Here is a 15,569-nt window from a genome sequence, read left to right as displayed (position 1 = left end):
CCCCTTAATCAATCTGCTCCACCACGATTTCCACGGCTTTTATATGGGGCGCTTTGGCACGCAATTGCTCTGCGAGCAATTCGCGCAGATCGTCGACCGACATGACGCACATCGAGCATGACGGCTCTTTCTTTGCGAGATAGCGGATATGCGCCGTGCCTTCCTTGACGTCTTCCAGTACCAGATCGCCATCGGGCGCGACGAAGCTGCGCGCCTGTCCGATTACGAACTGCGCCAACGGGTCTTTAGCCATTACGATTCAATCCTTTTGGTTTGAGGTTCGCCGGCGCCATAAAGGAAAGCGCCACGCCCGGCCGCGCCGCCGAGCACCACGACGTCGTAGCACGACGGGTCTTCGACAACCGGCAGCAGCGTGTCGCGGCTATCGAGCAGCCACGCGAGTTCGGGATGGCTCGCGTTGAACGCTTCGGGTTCCTTTGCCAGCATCAGCTTTTCAAAGGAAACACGGGCTTTGCGATACACAGCCTCCTGCACATCTGACTTGCTCCAGCCATGTTTCTTGAACTGGTCGGCGTGGTCCGGACAGATGAGCATCGTGTGATGTTCCTTTTCACTGGTTCCGGCGCGCGGGTCCGCGCGGCGTCCGAGCAGCCACATGGCGGTCGACACATTGGCGATATTGGTGGCCGCTCCCGCATAGACCTCGGTGAGGCGCTCCGGATCGTGGTTCTTGAAGTCGTGCAGTTCGCAGATGCCGCAGTTGAAGTGCAGCGAGATGACGTCTTCGTCTTTTTCGAAACCGGCGTCCACGTGATACGGATTCCACGGACTGCGCTCCTCGTTTTCCGCGATACACATGCTGTATTTCGTCGGTGAACCGATGGTGTCCATATCGGCGACGCCGGGGTAGGTGTGGCCGATGTTCATCATGCACATGCGTACCGCGCGGCCGATGACCGTATTGGCGAACGAAGGCGCGCCGGGCCCGAGCGCGCAAGCGCCGCTATTGATGCCGAGCCGCTTGCGGATAGGGCCGTTGAGCCAGACGATCGGCGCGTGCGGGCAGGTCGACATCGACTTGTTGCGCAAATTGATCTGCGGCTCGGCCATGCATTCCACCGCGGTGATGATGGCGGGCAGGAACTCCGGACGGCAGCCGGCCATGACCGCGTTAGCCGCGATCTTGAGCACCGTTGCCTTGCCGAAGCCGGGCTCGAGTACGGCGATAACGTCGTCGGGATTGCGTCGGGTGGCAGCGAGCATCCGTTCGAGCCGGTCTTCCGTAGGAGGAATCAGCGGCAGGCCGTCGGTCCAGCCGTATTCGAGAAACCGCGCGTTCATGCTTTCCATTGCGTAGAGCGCGTCGTCGCCGCTGAACGTCAGCCAGTCGTCGGGGAGGAAGGTCAGTTCGGATTCGAGTTCGCCCGCCTTCGCGAGCGGCCGGGTCAGCCCGCTGACGAGGGCCTCCACCTTCGTATCCATGATCGCGTGGATGTCGTCGGGAGACTGGTTCGTCAACGGCAGCGGGACCACCACGATGGCCAGATCGGCAATGCCGAACGTCAGCGCGCTGCGGCGCGCATCGGCCACGAATTCCTCCGCTGTGATCGCGACGGTCGGCACACCTTTCTTTTCGAACTCGACCATATCGTGGATCAGCCACGAAGTGCACGATCCGCAATCGGCCGTGGTGCCGATCACCACGTCGCATTCGCGCCCCACGCGCGCGGCGTCGGCTTCGGTGACGTGGCGCATCATCCAGCCAACCGAGCCGCGATAGTTCGCGAACGTGGCGCTGGGATACAGCTCGTGCAACCGCTTCGCCAGGTGAGCGAGCGCAATGTCGCCGCCCGCCTTCATGTTCCAGTACAGGCCCACGCGCTTGCCGTTCAGGTCGGGAACGCGCGAAGCCGGTTCAAGCTTCGATTCGAGGGATTCAGCGACAGGATTGTAGACACGCAGGATGGAACTCACTTTTTGCAACCTCGTTTAGGTCAGGCGTGGATCCGGACAGGATTGCTTGTCAGCTTGAGCCGGGATGCAATTTATTCGTTCTTTCTGGCAGAACAATCGTTCCATTAAGTATTGTTGATCGACCAGGTCAAGTCAAGGCAAGCACGCCCGCATTAGTGGAACTCCCTGGGGACCCCGGCACCTCGCCGGTCAGGCTTTTCAATCGCCTGGCCGGCGGGGTTCGGCAGACTGTTTCAAAGCAGTTTCTTCGATGACTGCAAGTCCGTTGCCAGCGGCGTGTTTGCGCTTTGGCCGGCATCGGGCCGCAACTGCGCCGCTGTTTCACTGTTGAGATCGCGACGGTGTGTCTCGGGGCTCAGATAAACGGTCAACGTAGTAATCAGGCACAGCACGATGATGTACCAGCACACCCCCCAAGGTTGCCCACTCATCCAGGTGACCAGCATCACAGAAATGAACGGCACCGGCGCGCCGCCGACCAGCGTGCCGATCTCGCGCGCGGTGGCAAAGCCGCTGAAGCGGGTGGAGGGGCCGAACAGCTCGGCGAAGAAGGCCGGTTGCGTGCCCAGCATGCCGGCATAGCCGACACCGAACGCCAGCGCGAAGCCGACGTAAACCAACGCAAGGCTGCCTGAACCCAATAGCCAGAAGAATGGGAAAGCGATGGCCGCGGTGAAGAGCGCGGCCCCCATATAGACCGGACGCCGGCCGATCTTGTCGGACAACGCGGCTGCGGCCACGATGGTCGCGATCTGGATCACGTCCGCGACGAGGAGCGCCATCAAGGCGTCGTTGCGAGGCACCTTGAGCTGGGTTGTGACGTAACTCAGCGCAAAGACGCCGAACATGTAGGCCATGCCGTTCTGGCCCATTTGCGTGAATATCACGATCAGCAGGCTGCGCTTGCTTTCGCGAAACGCCGCGGCGAGCGGCACTCGCTTGACGTGGCCCTTCTTGCTGACGGCTTCGAAAGCCGGTGTCTCGGACACGCGGCGGCGTACGTAGATGCCGAGCAGCACGACGAAAATGCTGACAAGAAAAGGAAGCCGCCATGCCCAGGCGAGCATCTGATCTTTCCACACGAACTCGACCAGCGCGAAGGAGCCGAACGAGAGCAGATTGCCGACGCTTACGCCCATCGCGGGGCCACTGGAGAATAGTCCCCGGTGGTTGGTCGGCGCGTACTCGGCGGCCATGATGATCGCACCGCCATATTCCGCGCCGGTGCCGAGACCTTGTGCGAGGCGCAGCACCAGCAGTAGCGCCGGCGCCCACAGGCCGATCTGGTCGTAGGTCGGCAGCAAGCCGATCAAGGTGGTGCCGCCTCCCACCAGGATTAACGTGATGACAAGAATGGGCTTGCGACCCATCTTGTCGCCAAGATGGCCGAACAGAATGCCGCCGAACGGCCGCGCGATGAAACCGACGCCCAGGGTCGCGAATGACGCGAGTGTGCCGGCGACCGGCGAGAGCCTGGGAAAGAACAGGTGGTTGAATACCAGTGCGGAAGCGGTTGAATACACGTAGAAGTCGTAGTATTCGAGCGCCGACCCGATCATGGATGCGAAGAGTACGCGCCTGAGCGTTTTATTCATCTGTGACCATGACCGTCTCCTGGTGGCGCAGCCTCATGCGTCTAGGCGGACGCGAATTTCGACGTGTCATCCTCTTTAAAGTTTGGCTTCATGGTCCGCAAACTTCCAGCTGATTTGCGGCAGCCCTGTCTCCCGAGTGGCAAATGCACTTCGCCCGTTCACAACTTTTTGTGGTGTATTTTGAAGTTGCCCGGGTTGATGTTATTGGTTCATTGTGTCGTTATCCGAATCGATAGGAGCCTGCGTGTGGCGACGTTATGATCGGGCATCAACGCCGCTGCCGTCGCCTGCCCGCAGGCCTCAGTTGTCACGCACAATGCCACTGAACACAACCATTTTTCCAAGACCGATATACATCGCGATGGCCCACACGAGTTCGACGATCTGGGCATCGTTGAACTCCGCATGCAAGCGGTCCATCAGTTCCTTGTCGGTGCCGGCTTCGGCAGCGTTGTTCCACAGCGCTTTCGCGAGGTCCATGGCGGCGATTTCCTGGCTGGTAAAGAGCCCGGGACGGCGGTGTTCGATTTCGGCAATGTGTTCGTCGGTGATGCCTTGGCTTTCCGCCAACGTCGAAAGCGACTGCAGGCAGTAGCGACACGTATTCAGCCGGGCAATCTGGAATCTGGCGAGCTCCTTGACCTTGGCGGTGACGAGGCCGTTACCGCGCATTTGCAGGTAAAAGTCGAAGAAGGGCGGGATGAGGTCCGAGCGGTAACTCATCAGCCGAATCATCGAAGGATCGCTTCCGATGGCTGCCCAGGCGTCTGAAACCCTGGCAACTTCAGCGTTCAGTGTCTCCGGTTCCGGCACCGAGATTCTTGCGTTCATGATGCAGTTCCTGTGTGTTTTGTATTGGGAATACTTAACGACGTTTGCTGGCGCCAACGTCGCCACCCTGGTCCCAAGATCACGGGTGGTTCACTGAGTGTAGTAAAGCATCAATCGAAAATAAAGCGCTATTTCGTAACGACAGTTCTGTTAGACGGAACGTCCGGCATCGTGCCAAATACCATGGGGGATCGCAGCTGATCGATAGCGGAACCTTCTTCTTGACACCTCAAATCAACTCGCCAATACTGAAAAAAAGAACGCTAATTCTGACAAAGAGAACAACCGGGACGGCCGCGATATATGTGCAGGTGCAGCACGCGTTCGCTCTGCTTACTACCCCTTCAATTGGCACGCGCCCATGAAACCGGTCACCCACTTTCTCGCTGATTTCGCATGCAAAGCCACCTTCGCCGAGATGCCTGCGCAGGTACGTGGAGAAGCTGTGCGGGCATGGGTCAATTGGGTGGGGTGCGCGCTTGGCGGATCGAATACGGACACCAGCGAGGCGGCCGTGCGCGGTTGCGTCAGCTTTCAGTCCGGCGGCACGGTTGCGCTGCTGGGACGGTCCGAACATCTCGATCTGACCGACGCTGCACTGATCAACTGTCTGACGTCCTCATCGCAAACGTTCGACGATACTCACCTGAAAACCATTACTCATCCAACCGGACCGGTTGCAGCGGCGCTGCTTTCTGTGGCGCACACGCGCAAGGTGTCCGGAGCGGAGTTGATGCTGGCGCTCGTCATTGGTATGGAGATCGAATGCGGGATCGCCAGCGCGATCGCCGCGCCAGGTTCGGGCGCGCACGGCGGCTGGTTCATGACCGGGCTTGCGGGCGGGATTGGCGCTGCGGCGGCGGCAGGGCGGTTGCTGGGCCTGAACCACGAGCAGATGGTTTCAGCCCTGGGCCTCGCCGCAACGCAGTCGTGCGGCTTGCGGGCCACTCACGGCAGCATGGCGATTGCGTATGTACCGGGGCTGGCGGCGCGCAATGGTCTGAGCGCAGCCTACATGGCGCGCTCGGGGTTTACCTGCAGCGATATCGCAATCGACGGCCGTAACGGTCTGTTCGAGGTCCTGGCGTCGGGCGCGAATTCAGACGCGCTCGTCGAGGACCTGTATTGCGCCACTGAATTCCTCGGCAATTCCTATAAGCCCTATCCTTGTGGAATCGTGATTCATCCCGCGATCGATGCCTGCCTTGAAATCGCCGGGCGTGATGGGTTGTCGGGAGACGAGATCGAGCGCGTGGATCTGCAAGTGCACCCCGACGCTATCAGGCTGACGTGGCGAAAGCTGCCGGTTAGCGTATTCGATGCCCAGGTGAGCCTCTATCACTGGGTGGCCGCCGCGCTGGTTTTTGGTCGAGCGGGATTGGAGGAGGGCGAGCTTGCCGCGGTCATGCATCCCGCGGTTCGCTCCCTGCAGGAACGTACGTTTGTGGAAACGCTGACGTCGCTAGGCAGCGACGCGGCGATTGTCGAAGTTCGTACGCGGCAAGGGCAGATTCATCGGGCAGCAGTCGAGCACGCGACCGGCAGCGCCGCGCGCCCAATGACGGACGCCCAGCTCGACGCAAAGTTTGTTGCCCTCGCAACGCGTGTGCTGGAACCCGCGCGCGTGACCGGGATTTTGACGGCTTGCAGGCAGATTGAGGAATGCGGCGATGTCACGCGCATCAGCCAGCTCGGCGCGTTATAGGGATGGCGTGCGATGGGCGGCGCTTCTGCGCCCGGACGCTATCGACATGGCGACGCCCGGCGGGCAATGGCCGGGGCTTTGCCTCTGTTCTTACCTTTAGCTGGCCTCCATTGCGTGCAGGGAGTGCGGCGCAGATGAGATACCGAACAGGAGATGACGCATCGTGACGAATCCAGCCAATCAGTACGAGATCTACGCGATCCGCTATGCCACCCATGACCGCCCGCGAAGCTCAAATTTCCTGCAGCGCGATCCCCATGATGAAGGGTCGATGCCGATGGACTACTACGTGTGGTTGCTGCGCTCCGGAAAACGGCTGATTCTCGTCGACACGGGTTTCAACGCCGAGACGGCGGCACGCAGAAGCAGGCGTTTGCTGTGCTGTCCGATTGAAGCATTGAGCGTGTTCGGGATTGACGCCGCCCAGATCACCGACGTCATCGTGACGCATCTGCACTATGACCATGCCGGCAATCTCGACAAATTGCCGAATGCCCGCTTTCATATTCAGGATGCCGAGGTCAGCTTTGCAACGGGGCGCTGCATGTGCTTCGGTGCGCTTCGGCATGCTTACGAGATCGACGATGTGCTCGATTTAGTCAGGTACGTCTACGCGGATCGGGTCGTTTTTCATGCCGGCGACGACAGTCTGGAGCCCGGTATCGAGTTGTTGCGAATCGGCGGCCATACTGCCGGCTTGCAATCCGTTCGCGTTAACACCGAGCGCGGTTGGGTCGTGCTGGCGTCCGATGCGAGTCACTACTACGAGAATATGCAAAGCGCCCGGCCGTTCCCGATTATCTACAACCTGGGTGACATGCTGGAGGGCTACCGGAAGCTGGATGCGGCGGCGGATTCACCTGAGCATATCGTGCCGGGTCACGATCCCGACGTCTTGCGGCGCTATCCCGCGTGGCCCAATGAGTTGACTGCAATCGCATGCCTTCATCAGGCGCCGGCCGCGGCAGCGAGTGCATGAGCATCGCAGGCTGATTCTCTCGCGCGTCGAGAGGACGAAAAGAGCGGGTTGCGAAACGGTGCACCGCTAGCGGATCCACCATATCGACAGCCCACGGGATTGCCGCATTGAGGAGAGCACAATGAGCGTCACGCTACGCAGGCTTACGCTGGAACAGGATGGGATTCCGGGCTGGATCGCTCATCCGCTTACCGAGGCGCGGCGAGCCGCTGTGCTGGTGTTGCATCATGCACCCGGCCTGACCGGCGACTACAAAGCGAATGCGGCGTTGCTCGCGCAGTTGGGGTACACGGTGATGGTGCCGAACCTGTACAACATGCTCGGCATCCCAGGCGACAATCACCACGGGCAGGGACCCGAGATCCAGGCCAGACATGGCGACGCGGACTTTCTTCATGTGATCGGTGAGGCATGGCGAATCCTGGCCGCGCGACCGGACGTCGATCCTGAGCATATCGCCGTGATGGGCCATTGCCTTGGCGGCAGGCTCGCCATTCCGTTCGCCGCGGACACGCCGGCGGTTCGGGCGCTCGTTCTGTATTACGCAACGATCCGCGATGACGCGGTGAGCGAGTTGCGGCCACGTCACCCGTTCGAGACGGCGAAGCGGGTGAAGTGCCCGTCGCTGGTTTTTTACGGCGGGAGTGATCACCTGACCGTGCCGGCTATTCAACTGCGGCTTTGGCAAAGCTTTGTGGACGGTGGCGCGCCGCTTGAATGGCATTATTTCGGGGAAGGTGCTCACGGCTTTGCGAACCCCGACTACCAGTTCTATCAGCCCGATTTCAGCCAGTTGGCCTGGCGCCTGACATGCGATTTTCTCGGGCGCAGGCTTGGGTGACAGCGAGACAGCGAGGTGGCGGGCAGATGCGGCCCTGGGGCTGCCGCGCAGTGAGTGCGTGACACACGAGGCCACGCGGACGTGCCGCCTGCGCGTCGCGCAGCGCCGTGTGGGCGACGCTACGCGCGATCAGCGTGACTGAAAGAGCCGATCGATGACCGGCCAGTAAAGCGCGCCGTCGCCATTCGCGATCGCCAACGCGAAGAGTTCATCGACATAGTGCGCGCCTTTGGCGGACACACCGGTGTTGCGGGCCAATTGAAGTGCGTATCCCAAGTCCTTGCGCGCGTAGTCGACCGAGAATGCGCGCTCAGGGAAACTGGCGGGCAAGATCGCCTTTATCCCATGATTGCGCAACCCGAAGCTGTCGGCCGATCCCTTGGCCAGCGTATCGAACAGCCGTTTCGTTTCGACGCCCGCCCGTTGTGCGATCGCACGGGCTTCGCAGACGGCCGTAACGACTTCGAACAGCACCATGTTGTTGAGTATCTTGACGACCTGGCCGCAACCCGTCGGTCCGCACAGCGTGATGTCGCTGGCGAAGGTTTCGATCAACGGCAACACGCGCTCATAGTCTTCGGGAGCGGCGCCCACCATGACCGAAAGCGTGCCGGCCTCCGCAGCCGCACGGGTGCGCGCAACGGGTGCGTCGATCAGGAGTTTGCCGGCGTCGGAGAACTGCTTCGCGAGTGCGCGCGTAGTTTCCACCGACGTCGTACCGAGGTCCACGACGGTCTGTGCGGGCTTGGCAACGTTCAGGAAGCCGTCTTCCGCGCGGGCAAGCTGTTCGACGATTTCACCCGAGGGCAGCGACAAAAAGACAATGTCCGCTGTCTCCAGCAACTCACGGCGCGAGGTGGCGCGCTGCGCGCCTTGCTCGACGAGGCGCATAACCGGCTCGGGATTCGCGTCGAGCACCGTGACGCGGGTATTGGACCTGGTTAGCAGGTTGCGGCAGATGGGCTCGCCCATCACGCCGAGACCGATGAAGCCGATATGTTTGAAGGCAGACGCCATGTTCTTGTCTCATGAATGTTGGACTCTGGCCTTCAGACATCCAGGCCGACGTATACGCTTTTGCGTTGCTGGTACAGACGCAGCCCGGCGATGCCTTTCTCGCGGCCGAGGCCGCTTTCCTTGTAGCCACCGAAGGGCGTCGAAATGGAAAGCTGCTTATAGGTATTGATCCATACCGTGCCGGCCTGCAAACCGCGCGCGACGCGCCAGGCGCGTGGGAAATCGCGAGTCCAGATGCCGGCCGCAAGGCCATAGGGGGAGTCGTTGGCTTGCTGCAGCAGGTCTTCTTCGTCATCGAACGGGAATACGCAAAGCACCGGGCCGAAAATTTCGCGTTGTGCGATCGAGGCGCGGTTGTCGATACCGCTGATGACCGTCGGCAAATAGAACGCACCCTGCGCCAGTTCTTGAGCGGTGGGGCGGCTGCCGCCCGCGAGAATCTCGGCGCCTGCGTCGCGCGCCTCCTGGACCATGCTTTCGATCTTGTCGCGATGCGCGAAAGAGGCGATGGGGCCCATTTCCGCACCGTTCATGTGTGGCAAGGCCACCTTGATGGAGCGGGCGATTTCGCTCAGCGCATCGACCACTTTGCCGAATACGCTGCGTTGCACGAACAGGCGCGAACCGGCAATGCACGATTGCCCGCTGCCTTCGAAGATGCCGGCCGCGACGGCTTTGATGGCCGCGTCGAGGTTAGCGTCGTCGAACACGATGTGCGGCGATTTTCCGCCCAGCTCCAGCGCGACCGGGATCATTCTCGAGGCCGCGATCTGCGCGATGCGCTTGCCGGTTTCCGTGCCGCCGGTAAACGACACCATTTTCACGTCGGGGTGCGAGACGAGCGCGGAACCCGTCACTCCACCTTTGCCGGGTAACACGTTGAGCAGTCCAGGCGGCAGACCCGCTTCGAGCGCAATGCGTCCCAGCTCCAGCGCAGTCGACGAGGTGATTTCAGCGGGTTTCAGAATCACGGCATTGCCGGCGGCCAGTGCTGGCGCGACTTTTTGCGCCTCCATGGTCATTGGCGAATTCCATGGCGTGATGGCCACGACCACGCCATAGGGCTCGTGCGTCGACATCGACAGATAGTTGCCCCGTGCCGGCGTGAGGTCCTCGTCGACCGTTTCGCAGGCTGCGGCGAAGTAGCGAAAAGTGGCGGCGGCGCTCTTTGCCTGCGCCACGCATTCGGACATGACCTTGCCGTTCTCGATCATCTGCAGGTGAGCGAAGTGCTGTGCGTTGTTCTGCAAAAGATCGCTAATGCGATGCAGGATCGCCGCGCGCTGGTGCGGCAGGAGCGTCACCCACGCTCGCGATTCAGCGGCGGTTCTGGCCGTGGCGACCGCGTGCGCAACGTCGTTGACGCCTGCGCAACTGATTTCGTGATTGATCTCGCCGGTGGCGGGATTTTGCGAGACCAGGGTTCCGTCTTCACCGTGCAGCCACTCGCCGTTGACGAGCATGGCATGGGGCGGTTTATTCATGGTGGCGTGTCTTCGTGTGCGAAGCGTTGAGGTGGGCGATTCATGCTGGAATCGGGCCGCAAGCGGAGGCAACGCCGCCTGTCACTGCATCAATCGACATCATGGGCCGCCTTTCCCGATCCGCACGCTGACGGCATTCGGGGCCAGCTGTTTCGCATTCCGTCTGAAAGAACGATAGTTCCATTATAGTAGCGTGCTTGGCAAACTCAAGGAGCAAAACGCGATGAGCAATGGCGTGCTTGCGGATGAATAAGCCTCGCGGCAACACACCGGGAATGTTCTCGGGTAAACTTGGCCGCAGATCAGGAGATCAGTGAAGCGCTTCCTCACTGATTCGCCAACGGGCCGTTGGCCCGCCATTACCAATCTGGACACGCAGCAGATCATGCCGAAACTGTATTCTCCGGAATCCGCTGAAAACGGAGGGGCCGCCGCCGTTGACCGGGCGCTCACTATCGTCGCCGCGCTGGAGGAGGCTGCCTCGCCGTTATCGCTGGCAGACATTGCGCGTTTAACGGGCTTATACAAGAGCACGTTGCTACGTCTGCTGATTTCCCTCGAACGCAGCAACCTTGTCGTGAGACGTCCTGACCAGCGGTACGCGCTTGGACAGTTCGCGTTCCGGCTGGGGCGAGCTTATGAAGCCACTTATCGGCTCAAGGAATGTATTGTTCCTGTGCTCGAGTGGCTCATCACGCAGGACACGGAAAGTCCGTCGTTTCATGTCGAACACGACCGGAATACGAGGTTGTGCATGTTCCGTCTGGATTCGAAGCATTCCACGCTGGACCGTGTGCGCGCTGGCGAACTTTTGCCAATGGCGCACGGCGCGGCGGGAAAAGTCCTGAAGGCTTTTCGCAACGGCGTGACTGCCGAAGCTCATGGGTCGATGATTTTCACCTCGTTCGGCGAACGGGATCCTTCCTGTGCCGCATTGGCGGCCCCGGTCTTCGGACCTGAAGGTCAGGTTGCTGGCGCCTTGTCGCTATCGGGCCCGCTCGAGCGCTTTACTGCGACTGCCGTGAAAAAAATGAGTGTCCCGCTGCTCGTTGCGGCGCAAACCGCCACGCAATCACTGGGTGGCGAGTGGCCAGTCGAGCCAGTGCGTTTGCGCGCGCCGTCTGCGGGGCGCAAGCGTAAGGAACCAGCGTAAAGTGCCCGATCCTGAGGGAAGTCCGATCCCACTGATCCAGAAAACGCCGCACGTGCGATCCTTGTTGGAACGGCTACAGCTATCCCAAAGCAACAAGCCGGTGCTGCCGAAGCGATGCGTGCTGTCTCCGTAGCCAAACGCAGCGCAGTCATGGCGAAGACACAGGCGGTCAATCAGCGGGTAGCGTTGCTCGTAAGCGCGCCTCAGAATGAGCGGGTTTATTCGGCAGCCCCTGATCACCCAAATCAACCACGGCGCTGCGTCGCACTCCATACCTTGCGTTCGTCAGCAGCAGGCAGCAGGAAAACTGCGACTCCGCAGCCGCGCTCAACCTGCCACCCAGCATCAAAACGCGTGCCGCAACCCCACCATGCCGACGAATTGCGACGGCCCCGATGACGGCGTCGTATTCTGCGAATCGCCGACCACAGCCACTGCATCAGTAATACTCGTGCCCGTGCTGCCCGACGCTACCAAGGTCTTGCCCCGCGCATGCTGATACGCCTCCAGTGCGTATAACGTGGTGCGGGTGGAGAGGTTGTACGTCTGCTCGAGTGAAATCTGCTGATAGCGCGCCGCATCGCTGATGCCATTCGTTTTGCTTGCCTGCGTGTAGCTGTAGCCGGCGCCGACAGTCACGGCTGGCGTGATCCGGTACGTCGAAATCAAACCATACGTATTGAAGACCCCCTCGTTGATGAACAGCGAACCGGAACCCGGCGCATACTGCACATTCGAATAGTTCACGCCGACCATCAGGTCCTGGTGGGTATAGCGAGCCGCTGCGGCGAACAATTGCGCGCTGCGTGCCGTCGCATAGCCGCTGTTCACCGGCGAGTTGACCGCGTACGTACCGAGCGCCTGGCTCGTCGCGATGTCTTTCAGTTTCACGTAGCCCACCGCGATCGCAAACGGCTGGTAGTCGTAGCGAGCCGCCGCGCTGAATTGGCTGCCGTTGGCCACGCTGCCCGGCACACCGCCCAATCCGTACTGCGCGCTGAATTGCAAACCGGCGAGATTCGGCGAAAGATAGGTAACCGAATTGTTGAGGCGCAACGTGGTATCGAGTGCGTCGAGGTCGCCCGGATGCGCGCCTGTCGCGCCTGTTAGCACACCGGTTGGCCCGAGTGCGCCGACCATCTGGAAGTAGGGTGTGTATTGCCGGCCAAGCGTGACCGTGCCGTATCGGTCATTGCTGAGCCCGACGTACGCTTGCCGATTGAAAATGAAGCCTGCGCTACTTTGTGCGCCGGTCAGCGAATTAAAGCCGCTTTCGAGCCTGAAAATCGCTTTCGTGCCGCCGCCAATGTCTTCCGCGCCGAGCAGGCCGAACTTGCTCGCCTGCAGGTTGCCCTGGCTCATGTAGAAGTTGGCGTGTCCCTTCTGGTTGTTCGCATAGGTGAATGCGTTGTCGATGACGCCGTACAGCGTCACGCTGCTTTGGGCCGACGCGCCCGTTGACAGTACGGCGCCTGCAAACGGCAGGCATGAAAGGACGAGTGCGCGTGTCCGCGCGCGCTTCAATGAGTTCATGGCTAGCGGGTCTCCGGATTAAATAGGTGATCGTTGGTCTTCAGATCGGTGATGCATGTTGTGTTAATGAGCGATGGAAATCGTCAGGCATCGCCAGCCGTCAGTGGTACGGTCGTCCACTACCGAACCGCTGACACATTCGGCTGCGCGCGTTTCGGCCGCGGGCACGAGAATCCGTACTTCCGGTTGCGGCTGCTGCATCCAGCCTTCCCGCACGACCGACATGCGCAGCGTGCTCGCATCGCCTGTAATCGTGACGTCCCAGCGGCCTTGCGCGCCTGTGCGCCAGGCTTCGCTTTCACCATCGTCTTCGACGCAGCCGCCGCGAGCGATGCCCGCGCCGTCGTGCGGCACGGCGATGAATGCACGTTCGTCGGCGGGACGGCCGAAGTGTTGTTGAGCGACGTTCAGCGGAATCACGCAGCCCTCACGCAGCAACGCCACCGGCTGCTCGAATGGGGCAGGCAGGTTCACCGTCTGACCGCCTTCGAATACTTCGCCGCTCCAGTACGACACCCAGCGCGCGCCGTCTGGAAGATAAACATCGCGCGTCGACTGACCCGCTTCGACCACCGGCGCAATCAGCATCGATGAGCCCAGCATCATGTCGTCGCCGTCGACGAGACAGCGCGGATCGTGCGGAAACTCCGCGAACATCGGCCGCAATACCGGTTCGTACGCGCGGTGCGATTGCCAAAGCAATTCGTACAGGTAGGGAATCAGCCGGTAGCGCAGTTTGATCAGCGCTGCGACCTGCTGCGTCACTTCGGGATACATCCATGGCTCGTTGACCGTGCCGTCGTCGTTCCACGAGTGAATGCTAAAGCGCGGCAGGAAAATGCCGAAGGCGACCCAGCGGGCGAACAACTCCGGGCCCGGCGCCGGGCCTGAGAATCCGCCGATATCGTGGCCGCTGTTCGACACGCCGGACATGGCGAGTCCGAGGCCCATCTTCAGGTTGAAACGCAGCGTTTCCCACGAGCTGTAGTTGTCGCCGGACCATGTCTGCACATAGCGTTGCATGCCGACGCCGCCTGAGCGGGACACCAGAAACGGCCGGCGGTCCGGCGCATATTCGCGCTGCGCATCGTGCGACGCTCGCATCATCAACTGCGTTTGCAGCACCTTTGCCTCGCGCGCCGGATACGGCTTGCCGAAGCCCTGAGCCATCGCGTCGGGAGACCAGATTTCGAATTCGTTGTTGTCGTTCCAGGTGGCGGCAATGCCGTGTTTCAGCAGGCTGTCTTTCACGCGCGCTTTCCACCAGTCGATGGTGGCGGGATTCGTGAAGTCCAGATAGGCGCCGACTTCGTCCCAGAACTGCACCCACGCCGGGTCGCCGTCGCGCGACGCGATCAGCAGGCCGGCGCGCGCCACTTCGTCGAACGCCGGATGATCCTGCAACAGGCACGGCTTGATATTCGCGCACAGACGAACACCATGGTCGAGATAGCTCTGCACGAAGCCGTCGATATCCGGAAACTTCTCGTGGTTCCAGTTGAACACGTAGCGCTTCGGGCCAATCGAGGTATAGCCCGACGACAGATGGAAGGAATCGCACAGCACGTCGTGCTCGCTGCATCGTTCGATGAATTCGCCCATCCGTTGCTGCGCGTCCGGCGCGTCGGTATAGCTCATCGTCGAGCCGGAGTAGCCCAGTCCCCACTTCGGCATCCATGCCGGGCGCCCGGTTAGCCACGTGAAGCGGCGTACGGCATGCAAGGGGGTGGCCGCCGACGCGATGAAGTAATAGTCGAGGTCGCCATGCTCGGCGACAAAATGCCGATAGTGCCCGTGATAGTTGTCGAGTTCGCGGCCCATGTCGAAGCGGCAATCGGCAAGCGTGTCATAGAACAGGCCAAATCCTGTGGACGTTTCCGGCTGCCACGTCACGTAGAAGGGGATGTGCTTGTAGAGCGGATCGGTCGTGCGCGCGCTGTAACCCATTGCGTCGATGTTGCGCATTTCATAGGACTGGTCCGCGCGGTTGAGCGAACCGGCGCGCTCGCCCAGGCCAACATATATTTCGTCCTTGCGACGCTCGATGTGGTGATACACGCGCTCGTCCCACCAGCCGAAGTTGTACGCTTGGGTCTTCCGATCGCTCATCACGCGATGCCACGTCGAATCGTGCAGGATGTCCCACGCGCAGAAGCCACCGTCCAGTTCGATCGTCAAACGGATATGCGCCGTTTCGATCACGACGTGCCCGGTGTCGCTTGAAAGCGCGAACGGTGGCGGCGTGAAGCCGCTCACGTCACGGCGATCGCGGCCTTCGAGCGGAACGTCGTCGGCGCCCGGCGCGATGGACCACGTTCGGGGCCCGTGCGTTTCGCCGTCCGGCAGCACGAGCACCCGGATGATGTCGTCGGCGAGAACGAACAGTTCGATCCGGCAGTTTTCCTGCGCGGTGAGAACGATGTGATTGTCGATATGGGAAAACAGTGAAAAACGCGGCGGGTGCTTCAGATTCGTCTTTGGACGCATGATGTTTCT

The 15,569-nt window shown here is 61.0% G+C and carries 12 protein-coding genes and 1 pseudogene; 5 read left to right on the top strand and 8 right to left on the bottom strand.

Annotated features, from left to right (window positions below; genetic code table 11):
* Positions 1-4: 4 nt before the first annotated feature.
* The 4 genes from PQQ95_RS08340 to PQQ95_RS08325 all read right to left on the bottom strand — a co-directional run bounded on the left by PQQ95_RS08340 (position 5) and on the right by PQQ95_RS08325 (position 4,343).
* Positions 5-253: a hypothetical protein gene (locus PQQ95_RS08340; protein WP_408436754.1), complete on the bottom strand. Its 249-nt coding sequence runs from the start codon at positions 251-253 to the stop codon at positions 5-7.
* The gene (locus PQQ95_RS08335; protein WP_408436753.1) at positions 253-1,935 is read right to left on the bottom strand and encodes a UGSC family (seleno)protein; all 1,683 of its coding nucleotides are present in this window, start codon (positions 1,933-1,935) and stop codon (positions 253-255) included. The genes PQQ95_RS08340 and PQQ95_RS08335 overlap by 1 nt, the downstream gene beginning before the upstream one ends.
* Before the next feature lie 233 nt (positions 1,936-2,168).
* Positions 2,169-3,530 carry an MFS transporter gene (locus tag PQQ95_RS08330; RefSeq protein WP_408436751.1) on the bottom strand — a complete coding sequence of 454 codons (1,362 nt, stop codon included), beginning with the start codon at positions 3,528-3,530 and terminating at the stop codon, positions 2,169-2,171.
* 300 nt (positions 3,531-3,830) lie between these two features.
* The gene (locus PQQ95_RS08325) at positions 3,831-4,343 is read right to left on the bottom strand and encodes a carboxymuconolactone decarboxylase family protein (RefSeq protein WP_408436749.1); all 513 of its coding nucleotides are present in this window, start codon (positions 4,341-4,343) and stop codon (positions 3,831-3,833) included.
* A gap of 379 nt (positions 4,344-4,722) precedes the next feature.
* Here PQQ95_RS08325 and PQQ95_RS08320 point away from each other — a divergent pair, with 379 nt between their 5' ends.
* The 3 genes from PQQ95_RS08320 (at position 4,723) to PQQ95_RS08310 (ending at position 7,886) form a co-directional block, all read left to right on the top strand.
* Positions 4,723-6,066 carry an MmgE/PrpD family protein gene (locus PQQ95_RS08320; protein ID WP_408436747.1) on the top strand — a complete coding sequence of 448 codons (1,344 nt, stop codon included), beginning with the start codon at positions 4,723-4,725 and terminating at the stop codon, positions 6,064-6,066.
* A gap of 163 nt (positions 6,067-6,229) precedes the next feature.
* Positions 6,230-7,045 (top strand): N-acyl homoserine lactonase family protein, encoded by an 816-nt coding sequence (locus tag PQQ95_RS08315; protein WP_408436745.1) that lies wholly within the window; start codon positions 6,230-6,232, stop codon positions 7,043-7,045.
* Positions 7,046-7,166: 121 nt separating this feature from the next.
* Positions 7,167-7,886, top strand: coding sequence for a dienelactone hydrolase family protein (locus tag PQQ95_RS08310; protein ID WP_408436743.1), 720 nt, complete (start codon positions 7,167-7,169; stop codon positions 7,884-7,886).
* Positions 7,887-8,015: 129 nt separating this feature from the next.
* On the opposite strand, the gene PQQ95_RS08305 is transcribed toward PQQ95_RS08310, so the two are convergent.
* Both PQQ95_RS08305 and PQQ95_RS08300 read right to left on the bottom strand, forming a co-directional pair.
* The gene (locus PQQ95_RS08305) at positions 8,016-8,903 is read right to left on the bottom strand and encodes an NAD(P)-dependent oxidoreductase (protein WP_408436742.1); all 888 of its coding nucleotides are present in this window, start codon (positions 8,901-8,903) and stop codon (positions 8,016-8,018) included.
* Positions 8,904-8,935: 32 nt separating this feature from the next.
* Complete coding sequence (locus PQQ95_RS08300; protein ID WP_408436741.1) at positions 8,936-10,387, bottom strand: aldehyde dehydrogenase; 1,452 nt, start codon at positions 10,385-10,387, stop codon at positions 8,936-8,938.
* A 313-nt stretch (positions 10,388-10,700) separates the two neighbouring features.
* Here PQQ95_RS08300 and PQQ95_RS08295 point away from each other — a divergent pair, with 313 nt between their 5' ends.
* Positions 10,701-11,540 carry an IclR family transcriptional regulator gene (locus PQQ95_RS08295; RefSeq protein ID WP_408436739.1) on the top strand — a complete coding sequence of 280 codons (840 nt, stop codon included), beginning with the start codon at positions 10,701-10,703 and terminating at the stop codon, positions 11,538-11,540.
* Positions 11,541-11,555: 15 nt separating this feature from the next.
* Positions 11,556-11,756: pseudogene (locus tag PQQ95_RS36595) on the top strand (IS110 family RNA-guided transposase); the annotation flags it as partial.
* 129 nt (positions 11,757-11,885) lie between these two features.
* On the opposite strand, the gene PQQ95_RS08290 reads toward PQQ95_RS36595, so the two are convergent.
* Both PQQ95_RS08290 and PQQ95_RS08285 read right to left on the bottom strand, forming a co-directional pair.
* A complete protein-coding gene (locus PQQ95_RS08290) occupies positions 11,886-13,073 on the bottom strand; it encodes a porin (RefSeq protein ID WP_408436737.1) in 1,188 nt (395 codons plus the stop codon).
* 63 nt (positions 13,074-13,136) lie between these two features.
* Positions 13,137-15,560 (bottom strand): glycoside hydrolase family 31 protein, encoded by a 2,424-nt coding sequence (locus PQQ95_RS08285; RefSeq protein ID WP_408436735.1) that lies wholly within the window; start codon positions 15,558-15,560, stop codon positions 13,137-13,139.
* Positions 15,561-15,569 lie beyond the last annotated feature (9 nt).

The organism is Paraburkholderia caffeinilytica (genome assembly GCF_046030355.1).
Taxonomy (GTDB): domain Bacteria; phylum Pseudomonadota; class Gammaproteobacteria; order Burkholderiales; family Burkholderiaceae; genus Paraburkholderia; species Paraburkholderia caffeinilytica_B.
The sequence above is the reverse complement of the archived record's forward strand: the minus strand, read 5'-3'. Positions and strand labels throughout refer to the sequence as shown.

What these genes read in the sequence shown, in the direction of transcription:
- PQQ95_RS08285 (WP_408436735.1), bottom strand. Translation starts at nt 15,560, where the DNA reads ATGCGTCCAAAGACGAATCTGAAGCACCCGCCGCGTTTTTCACTGTTT.
- PQQ95_RS08320 (WP_408436747.1), top strand. Translation starts at nt 4,723, where the DNA reads ATGAAACCGGTCACCCACTTTCTCGCTGATTTCGCATGCAAAGCCACC.
- PQQ95_RS08310 (WP_408436743.1), top strand. Translation starts at nt 7,167, where the DNA reads ATGAGCGTCACGCTACGCAGGCTTACGCTGGAACAGGATGGGATTCCG.
- PQQ95_RS08330 (WP_408436751.1), bottom strand. Translation starts at nt 3,530, where the DNA reads ATGAATAAAACGCTCAGGCGCGTACTCTTCGCATCCATGATCGGGTCG.
- PQQ95_RS08300 (WP_408436741.1), bottom strand. Translation starts at nt 10,387, where the DNA reads ATGAATAAACCGCCCCATGCCATGCTCGTCAACGGCGAGTGGCTGCAC.
- PQQ95_RS08290 (WP_408436737.1), bottom strand. Translation starts at nt 13,073, where the DNA reads ATGAACTCATTGAAGCGCGCGCGGACACGCGCACTCGTCCTTTCATGC.
- PQQ95_RS08340 (WP_408436754.1), bottom strand. Translation starts at nt 253, where the DNA reads ATGGCTAAAGACCCGTTGGCGCAGTTCGTAATCGGACAGGCGCGCAGC.
- PQQ95_RS08305 (WP_408436742.1), bottom strand. Translation starts at nt 8,903, where the DNA reads ATGGCGTCTGCCTTCAAACATATCGGCTTCATCGGTCTCGGCGTGATG.